Annotated in this window: 18 protein-coding genes; 10 read left to right on the forward strand and 8 right to left on the reverse strand. The window is 60.4% G+C overall.

Going from position 1 to position 22,596, the window contains the following annotated elements:
- Nucleotides 1–22: 22 nt before the first annotated feature.
- From ACZ5WQ_RS01955 to metH, 5 genes are all read right to left on the reverse strand, one after another.
- Nucleotides 23–520 carry a DUF934 domain-containing protein gene (locus tag ACZ5WQ_RS01955; RefSeq protein WP_228246706.1) on the reverse strand — a complete coding sequence of 166 codons (498 nt, stop codon included), beginning with the start codon at nt 518–520 and terminating at the stop codon, nt 23–25.
- Nucleotides 504–2,162 (reverse strand): nitrite/sulfite reductase, encoded by a 1,659-nt coding sequence (locus ACZ5WQ_RS01960; protein ID WP_088276523.1) that lies wholly within the window; start codon nt 2,160–2,162, stop codon nt 504–506. Before ACZ5WQ_RS01960 ends, ACZ5WQ_RS01955 begins: the two co-directional genes overlap by 17 nt.
- Before the next feature lie 333 nt (nt 2,163–2,495).
- Nucleotides 2,496–2,726: a DUF2970 domain-containing protein gene (locus ACZ5WQ_RS01965; RefSeq protein ID WP_228246705.1), complete on the reverse strand. Its 231-nt coding sequence runs from the start codon at nt 2,724–2,726 to the stop codon at nt 2,496–2,498.
- A 57-nt stretch (nt 2,727–2,783) separates the two neighbouring features.
- Nucleotides 2,784–4,118, reverse strand: a complete 1,335-nt coding sequence (locus tag ACZ5WQ_RS01970) for an MATE family efflux transporter (protein ID WP_464383034.1) — start codon at nt 4,116–4,118, stop codon at nt 2,784–2,786.
- A 4-nt stretch (nt 4,119–4,122) separates the two neighbouring features.
- Nucleotides 4,123–7,854 carry a methionine synthase gene (gene metH / locus ACZ5WQ_RS01975; protein WP_464383035.1) on the reverse strand — a complete coding sequence of 1,244 codons (3,732 nt, stop codon included), beginning with the start codon at nt 7,852–7,854 and terminating at the stop codon, nt 4,123–4,125.
- Nucleotides 7,855–7,982: 128 nt separating this feature from the next.
- Between metH and nfuA the strand changes: the two genes are divergently transcribed.
- Both nfuA and ACZ5WQ_RS01985 read left to right on the forward strand, forming a co-directional pair.
- Nucleotides 7,983–8,567, forward strand: a complete 585-nt coding sequence (nfuA, locus tag ACZ5WQ_RS01980) for a Fe-S biogenesis protein NfuA (RefSeq protein ID WP_088276519.1) — start codon at nt 7,983–7,985, stop codon at nt 8,565–8,567.
- A gap of 96 nt (nt 8,568–8,663) precedes the next feature.
- Entirely contained in the window at nt 8,664–9,596 is a 933-nt protein-coding gene (locus ACZ5WQ_RS01985) for a chemotaxis protein CheV (protein ID WP_088276518.1), read from the forward strand.
- Nucleotides 9,597–9,675: 79 nt separating this feature from the next.
- Here ACZ5WQ_RS01985 and ACZ5WQ_RS01990 read toward each other — a convergent pair whose 3' ends face one another.
- Complete coding sequence (locus tag ACZ5WQ_RS01990; RefSeq protein WP_228246702.1) at nt 9,676–11,613, reverse strand: transglycosylase SLT domain-containing protein; 1,938 nt, start codon at nt 11,611–11,613, stop codon at nt 9,676–9,678.
- A gap of 254 nt (nt 11,614–11,867) precedes the next feature.
- Between ACZ5WQ_RS01990 and ACZ5WQ_RS01995 the strand changes: the two genes are divergently transcribed.
- Nucleotides 11,868–13,790, forward strand: coding sequence for an ATP-binding cassette domain-containing protein (locus ACZ5WQ_RS01995; RefSeq protein WP_464383036.1), 1,923 nt, complete (start codon nt 11,868–11,870; stop codon nt 13,788–13,790).
- A gap of 98 nt (nt 13,791–13,888) precedes the next feature.
- Here the strand turns inward: ACZ5WQ_RS01995 and ACZ5WQ_RS02000 are convergent, their stop codons facing one another.
- Entirely contained in the window at nt 13,889–14,326 is a 438-nt protein-coding gene (locus ACZ5WQ_RS02000) for a universal stress protein (protein WP_088276515.1), read from the reverse strand.
- Here ACZ5WQ_RS02000 and ACZ5WQ_RS02005 point away from each other — a divergent pair.
- The 7 genes from ACZ5WQ_RS02005 to ACZ5WQ_RS02035 all read left to right on the forward strand — a co-directional run bounded on the left by ACZ5WQ_RS02005 (nt 14,312) and on the right by ACZ5WQ_RS02035 (nt 22,046).
- A complete protein-coding gene (locus ACZ5WQ_RS02005) occupies nt 14,312–14,605 on the forward strand; it encodes a hypothetical protein (protein WP_228246700.1) in 294 nt (97 codons plus the stop codon). The genes ACZ5WQ_RS02000 and ACZ5WQ_RS02005 overlap by 15 nt on opposite strands.
- 249 nt (nt 14,606–14,854) lie before the next feature.
- Nucleotides 14,855–17,002, forward strand: coding sequence for a fatty acid oxidation complex subunit alpha FadB (gene fadB, locus ACZ5WQ_RS02010; protein WP_228246699.1), 2,148 nt, complete (start codon nt 14,855–14,857; stop codon nt 17,000–17,002).
- 30 nt (nt 17,003–17,032) lie between these two features.
- Nucleotides 17,033–18,208: an acetyl-CoA C-acyltransferase FadA gene (gene fadA / locus ACZ5WQ_RS02015; RefSeq protein ID WP_228246698.1), complete on the forward strand. Its 1,176-nt coding sequence runs from the start codon at nt 17,033–17,035 to the stop codon at nt 18,206–18,208.
- A gap of 83 nt (nt 18,209–18,291) precedes the next feature.
- The gene (locus ACZ5WQ_RS02020) at nt 18,292–18,504 is read left to right on the forward strand and encodes a DUF1653 domain-containing protein (protein WP_088276511.1); all 213 of its coding nucleotides are present in this window, start codon (nt 18,292–18,294) and stop codon (nt 18,502–18,504) included.
- Between the two features lie 93 nt (nt 18,505–18,597).
- Nucleotides 18,598–21,219 (forward strand): type I DNA topoisomerase, encoded by a 2,622-nt coding sequence (gene topA / locus ACZ5WQ_RS02025; protein WP_464383037.1) that lies wholly within the window; start codon nt 18,598–18,600, stop codon nt 21,217–21,219.
- An 11-nt stretch (nt 21,220–21,230) separates the two neighbouring features.
- Complete coding sequence (locus tag ACZ5WQ_RS02030; RefSeq protein ID WP_228246696.1) at nt 21,231–21,731, forward strand: DUF6586 family protein; 501 nt, start codon at nt 21,231–21,233, stop codon at nt 21,729–21,731.
- Between the two features lie 72 nt (nt 21,732–21,803).
- Nucleotides 21,804–22,046, forward strand: coding sequence for a hypothetical protein (locus ACZ5WQ_RS02035; RefSeq protein ID WP_088276508.1), 243 nt, complete (start codon nt 21,804–21,806; stop codon nt 22,044–22,046).
- A 56-nt stretch (nt 22,047–22,102) separates the two neighbouring features.
- On the opposite strand, the gene sulA is transcribed toward ACZ5WQ_RS02035, so the two are convergent.
- Nucleotides 22,103–22,591 carry an SOS-induced cell division inhibitor SulA gene (sulA, locus tag ACZ5WQ_RS02040; protein ID WP_228246695.1) on the reverse strand — a complete coding sequence of 163 codons (489 nt, stop codon included), beginning with the start codon at nt 22,589–22,591 and terminating at the stop codon, nt 22,103–22,105.
- Nucleotides 22,592–22,596 lie beyond the last annotated feature (5 nt).

The following is a 22,596-nucleotide window of genomic DNA, read 5'->3' on the forward strand; positions in this document are numbered from 1 at the left end:
GCCCCGGTTTTTTATTTGCGTATCAGGCGCGGCGGCGGAACAGCGGCAAGGGCTGGTCCGTCGCAGCCTGGTAGCAGTTGGAAAAGTCTTTCAGGCTTTCCAGTGCTTCCTCGGCATTACGGTCGGCACGCAGGGCAAAGGCGTCAAAGCCGCAGCGCTGCATGAAGAACAGCTGGTCGCGCAGTACGTCGCCTATGGCGCGTACCTCGCCCTGGTACTGGTAACGATCACGCAGCAGGCGGGCGTTGGAGTAATTGCGGCCGTCGCTGAAGACCGGGAAGTTCAGCGCGATGACCTGGAACTGATCCAGATCGCCGGCGATGCTTTCCACTTCCTCGTCGCTGTCCAGCCAGACACCCAGACCACCGTCGCGGGCTTTCAGCGCATGGCTGTGTTCCAGCCACAGGGCCAGCGGGACGATGATGCTGTCACTGTTGGGCAGGCCGTCCAGCGTGGCGTCCTTGTCCAGAACGTGCCAGCTGTCGTTAACGACTGCACCGTTCTTAATTAGTCGCTGCATACACGCGCTCCTTGAAAGGTGCCATGCCGATACGCTTGAAAGTATCGAGGAACTGTTCTTCGGGGGTGCGGTTCTCGATGTACACATCGATTACCTTGGTCATCACGCTGGGCATGTCTTCGGCCGAGAAGGATGGGCCGAGGATCTGACCGATGCTGGCATCACGGCCGCTGTTGCCGCCGAGGGAGACCTGATAGAACTCCTGACCTTTCTTGTCGACACCCAGTACGCCGATGTGGCCGACGTGGTGGTGGCCGCAGGCGTTCATGCAGCCGGAGATGTTCAGGTCCAGATCGCCGATGTCGTGCAGGTAATCCAGGTCATCAAAGGTGCGCTGGATGGCTTCGGCAATCGGAATCGACTTGGCGTTGGCCAGGGCACAGAAATCGCCGCCGGGGCAGCAGATGATGTCGGTCAACAGGCCGATGTTCGGGGTTGCGAAGCCGTGCTTGCGGCAGGCTTGCCAGAGGTCATACAGGTCGCTCTGGCGCACGTCGGCCAGCACCAGGTTCTGCTGGTGGGTAACGCGCAGTTCGCCGAAGCTGAACTGGTCGGCCAGGTCTGCAATGGCTTCAAGCTGCTTGTCGTCAGCATCGCCCGGGGCAACCGCGGTCGGTTTCAGCGACAGGGTGACGGCGGCGTAGCCCGGCACCTTGTGCGCCTGAACGTTGCGCATGGCCCAGTTGTTGAAGCCCTTTTCGGCTTCGCGCTTGGCCAGGTAGCCCGCATCGTCACCGCTGAACTGCTCGTAGGCAGGGGCGGAGAAGTGGCCGGCAACGCGATCCAGCTCCTGCTGGGTCAGGGTGGCCGGGCCATCCTTGGTGTGCGCCCATTCGGCGTTGACCTTTTCGGCAAACACTTCAGGGGTCAATGCCTTGACCAGAATCTTGATGCGCGCCTTGTACTTGTTGTCACGACGGCCATAGCGGTTGTACACACGCAGGATGGCATCGAGGTAGGTCAGCAGGTGCTGCCAAGGCAGGAACTCGCAGATCTGCGAGCCCACCATCGGGGTGCGGCCGAGGCCGCCACCAACAAGGACGCGGAAGCCGATTTCGCCAGCGGCGTTGCGCACGACGTTCAGACCAATGTCGTGTACGCCGATGGCGGCACGATCCGCCTCGGCGCCGTTGACTGCGATCTTGAACTTGCGCGGCAGGAAGGCAAATTCGGGATGGAAAGTGGACCACTGACGAATGATCTCGCACCACGGACGCGGATCGACCAGCTCATCTGCGGCAACGCCGGCAAATTGGTCGGTGGTGGTGTTGCGGATACAGTTGCCGCTGGTTTGAATGGCATGCATCTGCACTTCAGCCAGGTGGGCCAGAATGTCCGGCACATCCTCCAGGGCCGGCCAGTTGAACTGGACGTTCTGGCGGGTGCTGAAGTGAACATAGCCCTTGTCGTAGGTACGGGCGATGAAGGCCAGCTTGCGTACCTGCCGGGCGGAAATCAGCCCGTAGGGAATGGCAACGCGCAGCATTGGGGCGTAGCGCTGGACGTACAGGCCGTTCTGCAGTCGCAGCGGCAGGAACTCACTCTCGCTCAGCTCGCCTGCGAGAAAGCGGCGGGTCTGATCGCGGAACTGCTTTACGCGGTCCTCGACGATCTGCTGATCATATTCGTCGTAGATATACATACAGAAACCTGTTCATCGGGCACTGACGGCCCTTCGCTAGTCATGGCCCATCAGGCTTGGGCGGGCAGACAATAGCAGTTTTTGAATATGCACAAAAGGAATGTTTATCTATATCTTTAGATTGAAAATGCACATAGAAAACCGCCTTGTACGGCCCGGTACCATGGTCTTTACTGGGGGGTGACCATAACAATAATCAGGGGGCCAGGCCATGGCTGACCAGCAGTCACAGAACAACCAGTCTTCACTCGATGCGGTGGCATCGGTTGCGCTGATCGTTATCGTAGTGGTGGCGGCGGTATTCTGGGTAAGCGGCCAGTAGGTGCGCCGGATTCAGACTCCGGCGAGGTAGAGCACGAGCTTTACGACGCCCAGAACTACCATCACAAACAGCAGGGTAAAGGCCACGCCAAGGGCGATGAAATGGCTGGGTTTGCCCTTTGAGAAGTCGCGCTCCCTGGCGCGATTGCTCTGCACGCCCAAGGCCGCGGCAAGCACGCTCTGCAAGGTGTCGCGCAGGCGCATCGGTTCTTCGTGTTGTGGTTTGTCCCGTGAGTCGTTCATGCTGCCTCCACGTTATCCGTTCTCAGCAGCTTAGTCGCTCCTGCGCCTTGGCGCAGGTCAGATATCGATTGCGGCCCAGTGCCGTCTGCGCCACATGAAGGCAAATATCAGCGAGTTGATGCAGCGATAGACTGATTGCAGCAGCCAGACCGCCAGCAGCCCGCCCCCCAGCACCGGGCCAATCAGATAGGCGCAGGGCAGAAACAGCAGCCACTGACTGCCCATGTTGACGCCCATCACGGTGCGGCTTGCACCGGCCCCGAGCAACGCCTGGGTCAGTACCAGGGCAGTTGCATCCAGACTCATGCCCAGGCCCGTGATGCGCAGTGGCCATTCGCCGAGGGCGATCAGGTCTGCATCTGGGGTGAACAGGCCGAGAATCAGGTGCGGCGCTAGCCAGAAGGGCATGCCAAGCAGAAACAGGGTGCATGCTGCTACCCGCACCACGTCCCAACCCCAGCGATAGGCTTCCTCTGCATCATTCTGGCCCAGACTATGGCTTACCAGCGTGGTTGCGGCCATACCCAGGCCCACGCCGGGAAGGATGAGGAACAATGCCAGGTTGATCAGCACGTGGGCGATTGCCAGTTCGTCGGTGCCTATCTGGGCAATGATCCAGAACAACGTAGTGATACCGGTGGCAAAAAAGAATTGCTGCAGTGAGTTCGGCACCGCCAGCCGGAGCATGGCGCGGATGTCCCGCCAGCGGGGGCGGGCGCGCAGAAAGCCGTGTTTGCGGCCGCTGTAGAGGGTGGTGGCAAAGTAGAGCGCGCAGCCGATCAGCATAGCGATCGCCGTACCGGCGCCGGAGCCTTCGGCGCCCATCTGCGGCAGACCGAAGTGGCCGAAGATCAGGCTGTAGCTTATGCCAATGTTGGCCAGATGCATGATCACCAGGATCTGCAGATAGCGGCCGGCGTTGTGGATACCGTTCCAGTAGCCGCGGAACGCAAAGTTGGCGCCAACGGCTGCAATCGCCAGCACGCGCCACTGAAAATAATGGGTGCCGACCTCTATGACCCCCGGGTCGTCGGCCAGAAAACGGATGATGGCGTCAGCCTGGGTCCAGCCAATCAGCGTCAGGGGAATGGCCAGCAGCAGGGCGATCAGCAGGCCTTCATTCAGTGGTCCGGCGATCTCGCCGGTTGCGCCGGCGCCCTTGCGGCGGGCGACCATGGCCTGCACCCCGGCACCCAGGCCCATGACCAGCGCAACAGCCATGAAGTTGGCGTAGCTCCCCAGGCCGACGCCGGCCAGTGCCTCGCTGCCCAGGCTGCCGACCATGGCGGCATCAATCAGGTTGAGCAGGCTCTGGCTGAGCATGCCACCCATGATCGGCAGACCGAGGGTGGTGATGCGTGTCAGCCGCTCGCGCGCCGGCAGCAGGGCCATCGGTTCAGCGGTCGTAGTTCAGGTTCGGGGCGAGCCAGCGCTCGACACCGTCCAGCTCCTGCTGTTTGCGCTGACTGTAGCGCTCGACCTGATCGCGACCGATTTTGCCAACCGCAAAGTATTGGCTCTGCGGGTGCGAGAAGTACCAGCCGCTGACCGACGCCGCCGGGTACATGGCAAAGTGCTCGGTCAGGCTGACGCCGCATTGCTGTTGGGGGTCAAGCAGGCTGAACAGGGTGGCCTTTTCGGTGTGGTCCGGGCAGGCAGGGTAGCCCGGTGCCGGACGAATGCCGCGGTATTTTTCGCGGATCAGGTCATCGTTTGCCAACTTCTCGTCGTCGGCGTAGCCCCAGTAGGTCTTGCGCACCTGTTCGTGCAGCCATTCGGCGCAGGCTTCCGCCAGGCGGTCTGCCAGTGCCTTGACCATGATCGCGTTGTAGTCGTCGCCCTTGGCTTCGTATTCCCTGGCCATTTCCTCGGCGCCGATGCCGGCAGTGGTAATAAAACCGCCTACATAGTCGGTCTTGCCGCTGTTTTCAGGGGCGACAAAGTCGGCCAGCGACAGGTTGGGCTTGCCGTCCGGCTTGATGTTCTGCTGGCGCAGATGATGCAGGCGGGCGAGGGGGGCACCCTGCTCGTCGCGCAGCTGAATGTCGTCGCCATCGACCTGGTTGGCCGGCCAGAAGCCGAACAGGGCGCGGGCCGTCAGGCGCTTCTCTCGGATGATTTTTTCCAGCAGCGCCTGAGCATCGTTGAACAGCGAGGTGGCGGCTTCGCCAACCACGTCGTCCTGCAGGATGCGCGGGTATTTTCCGGCCAGGTCCCAGGCGATGAAGAACGGTGTCCAGTCGATGTACTCAGCCAGCGTGCGCAGGTCGATGTTGTCCAGCAGTTGGACGCCGTGTACGCGGGGGGCTGGCGGTGTGTAGTCGTTCCAGTCGAGCTGCAGGCGGTTGTCGAGCGCCTGCTGATAACTCAGGTATTCGGTACGGGCCGAGCGGTTGGCGGTGCGCTCACGCACCACCGCATAGTCTTCGCGAACCTGCTGGACATAGCCGCTCTTCAGCTCTTTGGACAGCAGTGATGTTGCGACACCGACCGCGCGCGAGGCGTCGGTCACGTAGACCACGGCGTCGTTCTGGTAGTGCGGCTCGATCTTGACTGCGGTATGGGCCTTTGAGGTGGTGGCGCCACCGATCATCAGCGGCAGGTGGAAGTCGCGACGCTGCATTTCGCGGGCAACGTGGACCATCTCGTCCAGCGACGGCGTGATCAGTCCGGACAGGCCGATGATGTCGCACTTTTCGTCGATGGCGGTCTGCAGGATCTTTTCCGCCGGGACCATCACGCCCAGATCAACCACGTCATAGCCGTTGCAGCCGAGCACCACGCCAACGATATTCTTGCCGATGTCATGTACGTCACCCTTGACCGTCGCCATGAGGATCTTGCCCTTGGCCTCGGGGGTGTCGCCTTTTTCTTCCTCGATGAACGGAATCAGATGGGCAACGGCCTGTTTCATGACGCGGGCCGATTTGACCACCTGCGGCAGGAACATCTTGCCGGAACCGAACAGGTCGCCGACTACGTTCATGCCGGCCATCAAGGGGCCTTCAATGACCTCGATCGGGCGCGCGCAGGCCTGCCTGGCCAGCTCGGTATCCTCGACGATCCAGGTCGTGATGCCTTTGACCAGCGAGTGCTCAAGGCGTTTTTCAACCGGCCAGCTGCGCCATTCCTCGTTTTCGGCTTCCTTGACGCTGCCGTCGCCCTTGAACTGATCGGCAATCGCCAGCAGCGCTTCGGTTGCTTCCGCAGTCCGGTTGAGCACCACGTCTTCCACCCGGTCACGCAGCAGCGGCGGAATCTCGTCGTAAATCTCCAGCTGGCCGGCATTGACGATACCCATGCTCAGGCCGTTGCGGATGGCGTAATAGAGGAACACCGAGTGAATGGCTTCGCGTACCGGGTTGTTGCCACGGAACGAGAACGAGACGTTGGATACGCCCCCTGAACTCAATGCGTAGGGCAGGTTGTCACGGATATAGGCACAGGCGTTGATGAAATCGACGGCGTAGTTGTTGTGCTCTTCGATGCCGGTGGCCACGGCGAAGATGTTCGGGTCGAAGATGATGTCTTCCGGCGGGAAGCCGACTTCGTTGACCAGAATGTCGTAGCTGCGCTGACATATTTCGGTTTTGCGTGCTTCTGTGTCTGCCTGGCCCTTTTCGTCGAAGGCCATCACCACGACCGCAGCGCCGTAGCGCTTGCACAGGCGAGCGTGCTGCTTGAATTGTTCAACACCTTCCTTCATGGAAATGGAGTTGACGATGCCCTTGCCCTGGATGCACTTGAGGCCCGCTTCGATGACTTCCCATTTTGAGGAGTCGATCATGATCGGCACACGGGAGATGTCCGGCTCGGAGGCGATCAGATTCAGGAACCGTACCATCGCCGCCTTGGAGTCGAGCATGCCCTCGTCCATGTTGATGTCGATGATCTGGGCGCCGGCTTCGACCTGCTGCTGGGCCACTTCCAGCGCTTCGGCGTAGTTCTCTTCGCGGATCAGGCGGGCGAACTTGGCGCTGCCGGTAATGTTGGTGCGTTCGCCGACGTTAACGAACAGCGAGTTGCGATCGATGGTGAACGGCTCGAGGCCGGACAGGCGGCAGGCGCGCGGAATCTCGGGGATCGCGCGCGGTGGATACTTCGCAACCGCTTCGGCGATGGCCTGGATGTGGCCGGGGGTTGTACCGCAGCAGCCGCCGATAATGTTCAGGAAGCCTGCAGCGGCAAATTCCTCGACCACGACAGCCATCTGCGCCGGAGTTTCGTCGTATTCACCAAACTCGTTCGGCAGGCCGGCATTGGGGTGCGCGGATACGTGGGTGCCGGCCTTGTTCGACAGCTCTTCCAGATAGGGGCGCAGTTCTTTGGCGCCAAGGGCGCAGTTAAGGCCAACGGAGATCGGGTTGGCGTGGCGCACCGAGTTCCAGAATGCCTCGGTGGTCTGGCCGGACAGGGTGCGGCCGGAGGCGTCGGTGATGGTGCCGGAAATCATGATCGGCAGTTCGACACCGTCTTCTTCGAACACCTGCTGAACCGCAAAGATCGCAGCCTTGGCGTTCAGGGTGTCGAAGATGGTCTCGATCAGGATCAGGTCGGCGCCGCCTTCGATCAGGCCGCGGGTAGCCTCGGTGTAGTTCTCGACCAGCTCGTCAAAGGTGACGTTACGATAACCGGGGTCGTTGACGTCCGGTGAAATGGAGCAGGTGCGGCTGGTCGGGCCGAGTACGCCGGCGACAAAGCGCGGGCGATCCGGCGTTTCTGCTGTCTTGGCATCGCAAACCTGGCGGGCAACCCGTGCGCCGGCGACGTTCAGTTCGTACGCCAGTTCCTGCATGCCGTAATCAGCCTGGGAGATGCGCGTGGCGTTGAAGGTATTGGTTTCGATGATGTCGGCGCCTGCGTCCAGATACGCCTTTTCGATCTCGGCAATGACCTCCGGTTTGCTCAGCAGCAGCAGGTCATTGTTGCCCTTGACGTCGCTTGGCCAGTCCGCAAAACGCGCGCCCCGGTAGTCCTGTTCCTCCAGCTTGTAGCTCTGGATCATTGTCCCCATGCCGCCATCAAGGATCAGAATGCGCTGCTGCAGTGCTGTACGCAGGGCGGTCAGGCGGGTGCTACGGTCAGACATGGGTACTCCGAAATGGCGCGCTGAAAAGCCGCAAAGCATATCACGGAGCGCGGGCAGGCTGAATCTCTGTGCGCTGACGGTAATAACCAAGCAAAAAGGTAGGGCTTTATTCGTGCAGCCGCATCCCTTACACTTGCACCCTCTGGTCATTGAGCAAGAGGCATTTCATGGCAGGCATTATCTTTACCAAGGCAGCGGAAGAGTATTTGGCTGATCTGCTGTCAAAGCAGGACACCGAGGGTGTCGGCATCCGGGTGTTTATCACGCAGCCGGGCACGCCCTACGCGGAGACCTGTATCGCCTACTGCAAACCTGGTGAAGAGAAGCCCGAGGACCGCCTGCTGGCGCTGGAGTCCTTCCGTGTCTGGATCGATGCGGTGAGTGAGCCTTTTCTGGAGGAGGCACTCGTTGACTTCGCCACCGACCGCATGGGTGGTCAACTGACTATCAAGGCGCCAAACGCCAAGGTGCCGATGGTCAACGATGACAGCCCGTTGAACGACCGAATCAACTATCTGCTGCAGACTGAAATCAATCCGGGGCTGGCCAGCCACGGTGGTGAGGTCAAGCTGATCGATGTTGTCGAGGGCGGTATTGCCATTCTGCAGTTTGGCGGCGGTTGTCAGGGCTGCGGCATGGTGGACGTGACCCTCAAGGAAGGCATTGAGAAAACCATGATCGCGCGGATTCCGGAGATTAACGGGGTGCGTGACGCTACCGACCACTCGGTAACCGAAAACGCCTACTACTGAGCACGACTTGTCTTTCCTCGCCTGACTGGCGCTATACTGCCTGAACCGGGCTGGCATCCTGCCAGTCCCTGAGTTTACGGTTTGGCGAGGCGAGTTATGGCAGGGGTACTGGATACGGTCGATCAGCGGACTCGCCTGGTAGGCGAGAACCGGCTGGAAATATTGCTGTTTCAGCTGGCCGGCCCCCAGCTGTTTGCCCTCAACGTATTCAAGATTCGCGAAGTGCTCACGCTGCCGGCTCTGACTCAGATGCCGCAGCGCCATCCGCACGTCGTTGGTGTGATTCATCTGCGTGGACAGACCATTCCGGTCATTGATCTCTCCGGAGCCATAGGCCTTCAGCCGCAGAAGGCCGAACCCGACAGCACCATCATCGTGACCGAGTACAACCTGTCGGTTCAGGCTTTCCTGGTGCGCACGGTGGACCGTATTCTCAATCTCAACTGGGACGCCGTGCAGCCCCCGCCGCGGGGTGCAGGTCGCGCGCATTATCTGACCGCCATTACCCGTCTGGAGAATATGCGGCTGGTTGAAATCATCGACGTGGAAAAAGTGCTGGCCGAGATCGTGCCGTTCAATACCCGTGTCAGTGATGCGCTGCTGGAGGATCCGCTGCTGGAGCGTGCTCGCGGACGTGAGGTGCTGGTAGTGGATGACTCTCCGACCGGGGTAAATCAGGTGCGCGACACGCTGGCCCAGCTGGACCTGAAACTGCATGTGGCAACGGACGGTCTGAAAGCCCTGAAGATGCTCAAAGCCTGGGTTGATGCGGGTGAAGACATCAACGAGCGGCTGCTGATGGTGATTACCGACGCGGAAATGCCGGAGATGGACGGCTACCGCCTGACCACCGAGATTCGCCAGGATCCGCGCCTGAAGAACCTCTACGTGGTGCTGCACACCTCCCTGTCTGGCAATTTCAACAAGGCGATGGTCGAGAAGGTGGGCTGTGACGGATTTCTGTCCAAGTTCCAACCTGATCAACTGGTAGAAACCGTGCGCACGCGCCTGCAGCTTCTCGACGCCTGAGCCATTGCGGTGGACACGCCTTCGGCTTAGGCCACCCTGCGCATCATGGGGGCGTAGCGCCCCCAACCCTTTGGCATCCTTACGGTTCCAGATAGCGCTCGTGCTGTTCCATCACCGGTTGCTGAATGCCGAGTTTCTGGCCGTAGATCACCGCGTAGCTCAGCACGCTCTGCACATACTTGCGGGTTTCATCAAACGGGATGGATTCGATCCAGACATCGGCGGGCAGGCTGCCCATGCCCCGTGTCCACTGGCGCACGCGCCCCGGGCCGGCATTGTAGGCGGCAGACGCGAGGACGCGATTGCCACGGAACTGCTGGCTGAGACCGGACAGATAGGCGGCGCCCAGTGCGATATTGCGTTCCGGGATCAGCGCGTCGTGGTTGCCTGAATAGGGAATGGCGTAGCGACGTGCAGTTTCCCGTGCAGTAGCGGGCATCAGTTGCATCAAGCCCATGGCGCCGGCATGCGAGCGGGCGTCGGCCATGAAGGCGCTTTCCTGGCGGGTGATGGCGTAGACCCAGGTGGAGTTGATCTGGCGCGCACGGGCCTGATCCTGAATCGGTTGCTGGTAGGCCATCGGGAAGCGGATATCCAGATCGTCCCAGTACTGCGCCTGGCTGACTCCACGGATGGCCGGAAAGTACCAGGCCATGTCGTTTGCCAGCACCGCCTGGGCAATCAGTTGCTCGCGATTGAAGCGTTCGCCGGCGTGATACCACTCCCGCCGGGCGCTGATAACGTCGTTGCGATCGAGGAACTCGCGGGCACGCAGGATGCCCGGATCCTGTTGCACGCTGCGCATTACCTCGTCGGCGACACTGGCGCGCTGGTGATTGAGGGCGTAGGGCTGGCGGGCACGCTCGGCGGCCAGGAATCCGTAGAAGTCCCGTTCCTGGGCGAGTGACTTGTATTCGCTGACCAGCTCACCGGCGGAGCTGGAGGACAGCTGAGTGCTGCGCAGGCGCCAGTAGCGCCAGCGGCTCTGTTCGGCCAGTGACGCCGGCAGCTGTTCAGTCAGCTGTCGGGCGGTATCCCATTGGCGGGTGCGCAAGGCCAGTCGCACACGCCATTCGCTGACATCGTCGTCCTGCATGCGTGGATCGTTGGCGGCCATGAACGGCAGCGCCGCCGGGTCGATCTTCTTGGCCAGACGCACGCCAATGTCACGGGTGATGGCCAGGCGGTCTTCGTCGCTGTACGGCAGGTCGCGGTAATGTGGCCACAGGGCGAGGGCCCCACTGGCGTCGTCACGGCCCATGCGGCGCAGCGAGACTGTGGCGATATCTGCCATCTTGCTGGCCGGCAGGCCCCGGTAGCGGTCGGCATCGGCCAGTTTGGCCGGCTGGGTAGCAGTGTCGACAAACAGGGTCGCCAGTGCCTGATTCTGTTGCATCAGTTTGGTCAGATAGCGCGCCAGCGCGTCCTGTCGGTAGAGCAGGGCGAGTCGAATACGCTGCCAGACGATCTCGTCCGTCAGGCCGCCAGCGGCGCGCCAGCGCTCAAACAGGGGGTCGCAGGCATTGGGCTGAGAGCGGCCAACCGTCCAAAGCGTGCGGGCCTGCTGCATGGCGCCGGCGCGGTCGCCCAGGTCCCATTGGTGCATGGCGCGTCGACAGTCCTGGCTGGCGTTTCTGTCGCCGGGCAGGTAGTGCTGATCGAACAGTGCCCACTTGCCCTCACTGGCCAGCCGGGTCAGCCAGCGGTCCTTGAGTCGTGCGACAAACGGCAGGTCGCTGTGCTCGGTAACGAATCGGGCCAGATCTTCGTCTGATGCGCTGGCAAAGGTCTGATTCAGATAGGCCTGGCGCACATAGGGGTAAAGAATGTAGCTGCGCAGACCGGGTTCGAGCTGCTGGAACACGGCCCACTGCTGCTTTTCTATGCTGACGAGGGCCCGGTCATAGGCCAGTCGCTGACTTTCGATGCGACCGTCGGCGTGCGACAGCGCGGGCAGCAGCAGAGCGCTGATGACGATAAGGGTGTGACGAAGAGCGAAGCGGGTTTGGTAACGCATGATGATCCTGCCGCAGGGCGGTGTAGCGCGATTGAACGTCAGCTGCTCGTCGCGAGTGCGACGGACGACAAGGCTGTTGCTACAGCTTAGCGGTTTGCCTGATATCGGCATAGGGGGAAGCGGGCACTTGCTCGGTTCCGCTCGCAGCGGGCATGTGGAATTAATCAGTGCTTCCTTAATCAATCGCCGGGTGGCGGTTATGTGTTGCCGCCGCTCAGGGTAGAATGTCCGGCTTGATAGCCAACAGGTGAGTTATGCCGCTGCTTTCGTTTTCCGATGTATCTCTGGCCTACGGGCTCAATCCGCTGCTGGATAAAGTGGGCTTTCAGCTCGATCGTGGCGAGCGGGTCTGCCTGATTGGTCGCAACGGTGCGGGTAAATCCAGCCTGTTTCGCCTGGTGACCGGTGAGCAGACAGCCGACGAAGGCGAGATCTGGTTTGCCCCGGGATTGAAGGTGGGGCAGTTGCCGCAGGAGCTGCCGGCGGCCGACGACAAGACCGTCTATGACGTGGTGGCGTCCGGTCTGGCTGGTGTCGGTGAGCTGCTTGCCGAGTATCATCATCTGATCTCCGGTGATATGGGTGACGCCGAGCTGGCGCGGCTGGAGAAGGTGCAGGGGCAGTTGGAGGCGAAGGACGGTTGGCGTCTTGATCAACTGGTCGATACCACCCTGACCCGGCTCGGATTGCCGGCCGACAAGCAGATGTCGGAGCTCTCCGGTGGCTGGCGCCGCCGGGTGCTGCTGGCGCAGGCGCTGGTGGCAGAGCCGGACGTGCTGCTGCTGGACGAACCGACCAACCACCTGGATATTCATACCATCGCCTGGCTGGAAAGCGTGCTGCTGGAGTTCCGTGGTGCGGTGCTGTTTATCACCCACGACCGGGCATTCCTGCAGGCCTTGGCGACCCGCATTCTTGAGCTGGATCGCGGTCAGCTGATTGATTGGCAGGGTGACTATCGCAGCTTCCTGGAGCACAAGGAGCAGCAGCTGGCAGCCGAAGCGACAGCCAATGCGTTGTTCGACAAGAAGCTGGCGCAGGAAGAGGTCTGGATTCGTCAGGGCATCAAGGCCCGCCGTACCCGTAACGAAGGCCGTGTGCGCGCGCTCAAGGCGATGCGCGAAGAGCGTGCCCAGCGTATTGAGCGTCAGGGCAAGGCGAGCTTTCAGCTGGAAACTGCCGAGGCGTCCGGCAAGCGGGTTACTGAGGTCGAGAATGTCAGCTTTGCCTGGCCTGGCCGCGCGCCGCTGGTGCGTGACCTGTCGCTTAATGTGATTCGCGGGGATCGGATCGGTCTGATCGGCAACAACGGTTCCGGCAAAAGTACCCTGCTCAAGCTGCTGCTGGGGCAGTTGCAGCCAACCAGTGGCCGCATTCATAGCGGCACGCGGCTGGAGGTCGCCTACTTCGATCAGTTGCGTGATCAGCTCGATCCGGAAAAGACCGTGATCGACAATATTTCCGAAGGGCGCGACTTCATCGAGATCAATGGCGATCGCCGCCACATCATCAGCTATCTCGGGGACTTTCTGTTCTCTGCCGAGCGCGCCCGTACGCCGGTCAAGGCACTGTCCGGTGGCGAACGCGCAAGGCTGCTGCTGGCGCGCTTGTTCAGCAAGCCCGCCAACCTGCTGGTGCTCGATGAGCCTACCAACGATCTCGACGTGGAAACCCTGGAACTGCTGGAAGAAGTGCTCGCCGGTTTCGACGGCACCGTGCTGATCGTCAGCCACGACCGGGCGTTTCTGGATAACGTGGTCACCAGCAGTCTGGTGTTTGAAGGTCAGGGCAGGGTGCGTGAGTATGTCGGCGGCTATGCCGACTGGCTGCGGCAGGGCGGCAGTGTTGACCAACTCGCGGAGTGGGGTGAAAAGGCGCAGCCCCAGAGTGCGCCTGTTGCCGAGCCGACCCCTGAGCCGGCTCCGGCAGCACCGGCAGCGGCCGCCAAGCCCAAACTCAGCTACAAGTTGCAGCGCGAACTGGATGGCTTGCCTGCGGTGCTGGAAAAGCTGGAAGCGGAGCTGGAAGCCTTGCAGGTGCAGGTCGGTGATCCCGATTTCTACCTGCAGTCCCATGAAGTGACCGCCCCGGTGCTGGCGGCAGTGGAAGCCAAACAGGCCGAACTGGACGCCGCCATGGAGCGCTGGGCGGAGCTGGAGGATATGGCGGGCGGCTAAGCCATCTCGCTCTAGCTACAAGCTTCAAGCGAGGGAAGGCTGTCTTCCGGGTTTCTCCTGCAGCTTGAGGCTTGTGGCTTGCAGCTCCCGCAGGGGCGCTAGCCCTTCTTCCCCAGCCGCACTGCGATCACGTCGCAGGGCGCGCCGTGCAGTACGTCGTTGGCGGTCGAACCCAGCAGCAGCGCCAGGCCGTGGCGGCCGTGGCTGCCTACGACGATAAGGTCGCAATCCTGCTCGGTGGCGACCCGGTGGATTTCCTGGCGCGGATGGCCGAAGGCAATCTGCAGCTGTTCTTCAGGCAGGCCGTAATCCGCAGCAAACAGCTGCATGCGCTCCTTTGCCTGCTCGAACTGCTGTTGCTGCAGCATCGACAGGTCCATGGGTACATCTCCGCCGTATGCCATTGCCAGCGGTTCTACCACGTGCAGCAATGACAGTTTTGCATCCAGGGCTTTGGCCAGCTGCAGGGCGTGGTCAGCGACAGCGCGGCACTCTTCGATCAGGTCAACCGCGACCAGCACATGTTTGTACAGCATCGGCTCTTTCTCCTTTTTTGCAGCGATACTAGCAGTCTTGTCGAGCAAGGTGCAGCCCGTTTCTTCGAGGGCTTCCGCGGCTGCCTGGCGAACCTCGTCTATTCTCAGCATAGCGCCGATCAGGGCGTTGATGCAGACTGTTTCCGTCCGTTTTTTCATGGCCTGGCGGCAGCCGCGACTGCTGTGGAGACGGGTTTTTTGCTGCAGGCTGCATTGCTTGAAGAGAAAGTTGATGGTCTGGTTTGGAATTGGGTGTTCTTTTTATCTAATTGTTTTTAAAGAATTTATTTGTTGTTTTTGTTGGGGGAAGACAGCTGTTTTGGCGGCGCTGATGCCGTCCCCCAATTGACAACAGGGCTGAATTCAAAGAAGGTGTGCGCACCCGAATCAAACGGTCGTATGAATTTTTTGATTCAGCGTGTCCCCCGATTATCGGGATCGTTCATGACACTGGCAGGCGACGTGTCGGCAAAGAGACGTGGCTGGCCGGTGTTTCTCATGTGCTTTTCATAGCGTGGAGATCAGTTGATGATTTACGAAGGTAAAGCCATCACGGTTCAAGGCCTTGAAGACGGCATCGTCGAGCTCAGATTTGATCTGCAGGGCGAGTCGGTCAACAAGTTCAACAGCGCCACTCTGTCCGAGCTGCAGGCGGCGGTAGAGGCCATCCAGAACAATGCCGATGTCACCGGCGTTGTTGTCACCAGCGGCAAGGACGTTTTCATCGTCGGCGCCGACATCACCGAATTCGTTGGTACGTTCAAGCTGCCGGAAGAAGATCTGGTTGCCGGAAACCTGGAAGCCAACAAGATCTTCAACGCATTTGAAGACCTGAACGTTCCCACCGTTGCTGCCATCAATGGCATCGCGCTGGGTGGTGGTCTGGAAATGTGTCTGGCTGCCGATTTCCGTGTCATGGCCGCCAGCGCCAAGATCGGTCTGCCGGAAGTCAAGCTGGGTATCTACCCGGGCTTCGGCGGCACCGTTCGCCTGCCGCGCCTGATCGGCGTGGACAACGCCATCGAGTGGATCTGCGGCGGTACCGAGCAGCGTGCCGACAAGGCTCTGAAAGCCGGTGCAGTTGATGCGGTTGTTGCCGATGACCAGCTCAAGGCGGCTGCCATTGACGTGATCAAGCGTGCCATCGCCGGCGAGCTGGACTACAAGGCCAAGCGTCAGCCCAAACTGGAAAAGGTCAAGCTGAACACCATCGAGCAGATGATGGCGTTTGAAACCTCCAAGGGTTTCGTCGCCGGTCAGGCTGGCCCGAACTACCCGGCCCCGGTTGAAGCGATCAAGACCATCCAGAAGGCCGCCAACCACGGCCGTGAAAAGGCGCTGGAAATTGAAGCTGCCGGTTTTGCCAAGCTGGCCAAGACCTCTGTTGCTGCCAGCCTCGTTGGTCTGTTCCTGAACGATCAGGTGCTCAAGCACAAAGCCAAGAAGTACGACAAGCAGGCTGGTGATGTGAAGCTGGCTGCCGTACTGGGCGCAGGCATCATGGGTGGCGGTATCGCCTACCAGTCTGCCGTCAAGGGCACTCCGATCCTGATGAAGGATATCCGCGAGGAAGGCATCCAGCTGGGTCTGGACGAAGCCTCCAAGCTGCTGGGCAAGCGTGTTGCCAAAGGCCGCATGAAGCCTGAGCAAATGGCCAAGGCGCTGAACGCCATCCGTCCGACCATGTCTTACGGCGACTTCAAGGAAGTTGACCTGGTGGTTGAAGCGGTTGTCGAGAATCCGAAGGTCAAGCACGCGGTGCTGGCAGAAGTGGAAGGTCAGGTAACGGAAGACACCATCATCACTTCCAATACCTCGACTATCTCCATCACCTATCTGGCCGAGGCGCTCAAGCGTCCGGAGAACTTCTGCGGCATGCACTTCTTCAACCCGGTACACATGATGCCGCTGGTTGAGGTTATCCGTGGCGCGAAGTCCAGCGACAAAGCGGTTGCCACCACTGTTGCCTACGCCAAGAAGATGGGCAAGACCCCGGTTGTGGTCAACGACTGCCCCGGTTTCCTGGTCAATCGTATCCTGTTCCCGTATTTCGGTGGCTTTGCTCGCCTGATCGGCATGGGTGCCGACTTCCAGCGCGTTGACAAGGTCATGGAAAAGTTTGGCTGGCCGATGGGCCCGGCTTACCTGATGGACGTTGTCGGCATGGACACCGGTCACCACGGCCGTGACGTCATGGCTGAAGGCTACCCGGACCGTATGGCCGACAAGACCCGCACCGCTGTTGACGTCATGTACGACGCCGGCCGTCTGGGTCAGAAGACCGGCAGCGGCTTCTATGCCTACGAGATGGACAAGAAGGGCAAGCCGAAGAAGGTTGTCGACGCCAAGGCTTATGAGCTGCTGAAAGAAGTGGTTCTGGAGCAGCGCGAGTTCACCGACGAGGAAATCATCGAAATCATGATGGTTCCGCTGTGCCTGGAAACCGTACGCTGCCTGGAAGATGGCATCGTCGAGTCCGCGGCTGACGCAGATATGGGTCTGGTCTACGGTATCGGCTTCCCGCCCTTCCGTGGTGGCGCCCTGCGTTACATCGACACCATCGGCGTGGCCGAGTTTGTTGCCATTGCTGATAAATACGCCGAGTTCGGCGCCATGTACGCACCGACTGAAAAGCTGCGTGAAATGGCGAAGAACGGTCAGAAATTCTTCGGTTAACCGCGGAACGTACAGAGCGAGAGTAAATCTATGAGCCTGAATCCGAGAGACGTCGTAATTGTCGATTTCGGCCGCACCCCGATGGGCCGTTCCAAGGGCGGCATGTATCGCAACGTGCGTGCTGAAACCCTGTCCGCCAACCTGATTACCGGCGTACTGGCACGTAACCCGAAGATCGATCCGGCAGAAGTCGAAGATGTGATCTGGGGCTGTGTAAACCAGACCCTGGAGCAGGGTTGGAACATCGCACGCATGGCGTCGCTGATGACCCCGATTCCGCACACCAGTGCCGCGCAAACCGTCAGCCGTCTGTGTGGTTCGTCCATGAGTGCGCTGCACACCGCTGCTCAGGCGATCATGACCGGTAACGGTGATGTGTTCGTCGTCGGTGGCGTCGAGCACATGGGTCACGTTGGCATGATGCACGGTGTTGATCCGAACCCGGCACTGTCGCTGTACGCTGCCAAGGCGTCCGGCATGATGGGTCTGACTGCTGAAATGCTGGGCAAGATGCATGGCATCACCCGCGAGCAGCAGGACGCCTTCGGTGAGCGTTCTCACCGTCTGGCGCACAAGGCCACCGTCGAAGGTAACTTCAAGGATGAAATCATCCCGATGGAAGGCCATGACGAGAACGGCTTCCTGCGGGTGTTCACCGAGGACGAAACCATTCGCCCGGAAACCACCATCGAGAGCCTGGCTGCCCTGCGCCCGGCGTTCAACCCGAAAGGCGGTACCGTCACTGCGGGTACCTCCTCGCAGATCACTGACGGCGCTTCCTGCATGATCGTGATGTCTGCCGAGCGCGCCCAGGCCCTGGGTCTTGAGCCGCTGGCGGTCATTCGCTCCATGGCGGTTGCCGGTGTTGATCCGGCGATCATGGGTTATGGTCCGGTACCGTCCACCAAGAAGGCACTGCAGCGCGCCGGCCTGACCATGGATGACGTCGACTTCGTTGAACTGAACGAAGCCTTCGCTGCCCAGGCACTGCCGGTCCTGAAAGACCTGAAGCTGCTGGACAAGATGGACGAGAAAGTGAACCTGCACGGCGGTGCGATCGCCCTGGGTCACCCGTTTGGCTGCTCCGGTGCACGTATCTCCGGTACTCTGCTGAACGTCATGAAACAGAACGGCGGCACTATCGGTATCTCTACCATGTGCGTTGGTCTGGGTCAGGGTATCACCACAGTCTTCGAGCGTGTCTGAAGCCTGCAGGTGGTAGCGAAAGCCGAGGCCTTGTGCCTCGGCTTTTTTATTGATGCTGACACTGGATACAGAGGAGGGCAGTAATGCGTCCGGGACGTTATCGGCACTATAAAGGAAAGGACTATCAGGTCATCGGTCTGGCGCGGCACTCGGAGACCGAGGAGCCGCTCGTCGTGTATCGAACCCTGTACGGCGACTTCGACCTCTGGGTAAGACCGCTGGCCATGTTCAACGAAGTGGTCGAGGTTGACGGCGAGTCACATCCGCGCTTTACCTTTATCAGCGAAGACGTGTAGGCTCTGGCCCCTCCAGCCCATCCGGCAGTTTGCCGTGTGATGTGGCTGAGTCGCCAGTTTCGAGTTCAGTTCGGGTCAGGAAAAAAAGTATCCATGGGAAAAGCACTGGTCATTGTGGAGTCGCCAGCCAAGGCCAAGACAATCAACAAGTATCTCGGTAACGAGTATGTGGTGAAGTCGAGTATCGGCCATATTCGCGACCTGCCCACCAGCGGCAGTGGCAAGACCGAAAGCAAACCCAAGGGTGGGCGCAAGACCGCTGCCAGCGAGCAGGAAAAGCAGCAGAAAGCCAGGGCGCAACTGGTCAAGCGCATGGGTGTCGATCCGGAGAACGACTGGAAAGCCCACTACGAAATTCTGCCCGGCAAGGAAAAGGTCGTCGACGAGCTGCGTCGTCTGGCCAAGGACGCCGACACCGTCTATCTCGCAACGGACTTGGACCGCGAAGGGGAAGCCATCGCCTGGCACCTGCGCGAGAGCATCGGTGGCGACGATTCACGCTACAAGCGCGTGGTGTTCAACGAAATCACCAAAAAGGCTATCCAGGAGGCGTTCTCGCAGCCTGGTGAGCTGGATATGAACCGGGTCAATGCCCAGCAGGCGCGTCGTTTCCTTGATCGCGTGGTGGGTTATATGGTTTCGCCGCTGTTGTGGCAGAAGATTGCTCGCGGGCTTTCTGCTGGCCGCGTGCAGTCGGTGGCGGTCAAGCTGATCGTTGATCGTGAGCGCGAAATCCGTGCCTTTGTGCCTGAGGAGTTCTGGGAGGTGCATGCGCGCCTGAACACGCCCAAGGCAGAAAGTGTCCGCTTCGAGGTGGTCAAGCAGAACGGTGAGACCTTCCGCCCGACCAACAAGGCGCAGACCGATGCCGCGCTGGCGGTGCTTGAAAATGCGGCCTACAAGGCGGTCAAGCGTGAGGACAAGCCGACCAGCTCGCGTCCGAATGCGCCCTTTATTACCTCCACACTGCAGCAGGCTGCCAGTACGCGCCTGGGTTTCAGTGTGAAGAAAACCATGATGATGGCCCAGCGTCTCTACGAGGCGGGTTACATCACCTATATGCGTACCGACTCGACCAATCTGTCGGCGGATGCCATTGCGATGGCGCGCAGCTATATCGAAAGCAACTTTGGCGACGCCTACCTGCCGGAAAAGCCGAACCTGTACAGCAGCAAGGAAGGCGCGCAGGAAGCACACGAAGCCATCCGTCCTTCCGACGTCAAGCTCAAGCAGACCGATCTCAAGGGCATGGAGCGCGATGCTGAACGTCTGTATGAGTTGATCTGGCGTCAATTTGTGGCGTGTCAGATGACGCCGGCCAAGTACCTGTCGACCAGTATCCAGGTAGCCGCTGGCGAGTTTGAGTTGCGTGCCAAGGGCCGCATTCTCAAGTTTGACGGCTATACCCGGGTGATGCCGCAGCAGGGCAAGGGCGGCGAAGACGAGGTGTTGCCGGAGATCAAGGTTGATGATGTGCTGGCGCTGCAGGGCCTGGACCCCAAGCAGCACTTCACCAAGCCGCCGGCGCGCTACGCCGAAGCCAGCCTGGTCAAGGAGCTGGAAAAGCGCGGCATTGGCCGCCCTTCGACCTATGCGTCGATTATTTCCACGATTCAGGATCGTGGCTACGTGACCCTGAATAACCGCCGGTTCTACGCCGAGAAGATGGGCGATATCGTTACCGAGCGCCTGAACGAGAGCTTCCCGAACCTGATGGACTATGGCTTTACCGCGAAGATGGAGGAGTCACTGGATGACGTCGCTCACGGTGAAGTGCTGTGGAAGCAGGTGCTGAATAATTTCTATGCCGATTTCAGTGCCAGGTTGAGTGCCGCCTCTGCGTCTGGTGAAGATAAGGGGATGCGCGCGAATCAGCCGACGATGACCGATATCCCGTGTCAGGATTGTGGTCGACCGATGATGATTCGTACGGCCTCGACGGGTGTGTTCCTCGGCTGTTCCGGTTATGCCCTGCCACCGAAAGAGCGTTGCAAGGCGACCATTAACCTGGTGCCGGGCAATGAAGTGGCGGCAGATGACGAAGAAGGCGAGTCTCGCGTGCTGCGTGGCAAGCATCGTTGCGCTATCTGCGGCACCGCGATGGACAGTTATCTGATCGACGAGCGGCGCAAGTTGCATGTCTGTGGTAACAACCCGGATTGCTCGGGTTTCGAGATCGAGACAGGTCAGTTCAAGATCAAGGGCTATGACGGTCCAACCCTTGAGTGCGACAAGTGCGGCAGCGAAATGCAGCTCAAGACCGGCCGTTTCGGCAAGTATTTCGGCTGTACCAACAGCGAGTGCAAGAACACCCGCAAGCTGCTGCGTAACGGTGAGGCCGCGCCGCCGAAAGCGGATCCGGTGCCGATGCCGGAACTCAAGTGTGAAAAGGTTGATGATGTATACGTACTGCGCGACGGTGCTTCCGGCCTGTTCCTGGCTGCAAGCCAGTTCCCGAAAAACCGGGAAACCCGGGCGCCTCTGGTCAAGGAGCTGATTCCGCACAAGGCGGAGATCGATCCGAAATACCACTTCCTGCTGGATGCGCCGGTGGCTGATCCTGACGGCAATCCGACTGTCGTGCGCTACAGCCGCAAGACCAAGGAGCAGTACGTGCAGACCGAAGTTGAGGGTAAGCCCACAGGGTGGCGGGCTTTCCATGATGGCAAGCAGTGGTCGGTGGATGACGGCCGCAGCAAGAAGGCCAAGCGGTAAGGCAGGCAACCATGGCTAATGAAGTCTATACCCGCACCAATCAGGCGTTGTATTTTGCCCGCCGTGCGATCGAGTCCTGGCAGCAGGCAGAGCAGAGCGACGCAATCGATGCACTGACGCAGGCGCAGTATCATCGTGAGCATGCGGTTTTTCATCTCTACCGGGGCGTATTGGCGCTGATTCATGAGGTGGCAGACCGGTACCGCTGGCCGCTGGTTGATGCGCGTCAGGTCGAATCGGTGCTGGTACCCGCGGTAGTCAGTCGGTTTCCCGGTCCCGAGCTGGCGGAACTCACCGAGCTGGCTGACAGCGCTGGTACCTGGCTGGCCGGTGTCATTGCCGCCTGGCAGCGATTGCAGGCACCGCCGCAGCCGGTCGACAACTCGACCAACTCGCTGATTGCCACCAGTGCCACGCCGGTCACCGAGTGGACCAGTGTGCAAGCCGAGGAGGCTCTGCAGGAGGTTTCCCGTCGCGTACGTGCCTATCGCGACGGCATGCAGGAATGGTGAAGGCGGGATCGCGGATGCCGTGAGTACGGCGCTGTGTTACACTGCGCGCAGTTCAGACAGGAGATATCCGCAATGCCTTCACCCTTCCTTGAAATCGTCGAGCTCGCCAATGGCAAGGTTGCTCTGCGCCGTTCCGACGAAGAGGGTGAGCCGTTGGTGGTGATCGAGTTTTCCCGCGATGCGCGGGAATATCTGCAGGAAAGCTATATTGAAGTTGCCAAGGCGATGATCAGTGCCGGCATGCAGGCCGCTGGCCAGATGATGGATGAGGATGACGACGGCGACGCCATCCCTGAAAGCCGTGTCCTGCATTAATCGACACCGCGATAGTTCAAAGGCCAGCATTGAGCTGGCCTTTTTTGTATCTGTTTTCAGCCCAGATGGACGTTCAGGCTGTGGCAGCGGCCGGCCTGGGCCGCTCGTTCCAGGCGCGGGGCAATGCAGCTGTCGTGATCAAGCCAGCTGACAACGGTATGGCTGCCGCCCATCCTGAGCAGGTCGCAGCAGAGTTTGAGGCTGTCCATGCCGGCCTTGGAGCGCACGATCATGATGCGTTGAGGGTCGAGGTTGGCGCCGCGAAGCCATTGCTGGCTGAGTGCAGCGGGCGGGTCGATCAGGGTAAGCCAGCGCCGGCTGTCTTTCTGGCTCAGTTCGCGCAGCACCGGGGCCAGCCACTGCAGGCACTGGCGGGCGCTGCCTTGCAGGGTCATCTCGCTGTAACTGCCATCCTGTTCATCATCCTGCGGCAGTGCCTGTGCTGGCTGCGCAAAGGCACGGTGCTTCAGGCGTGTTGCCATCAGGGCGTTGTGAAACAGGTCGGTCTGGGTCAGGGTCTGTTGCTCGGTGCGGGCGTACTGCATGATCA

The organism is Halopseudomonas sp. T1L2 (assembly GCF_055397385.1).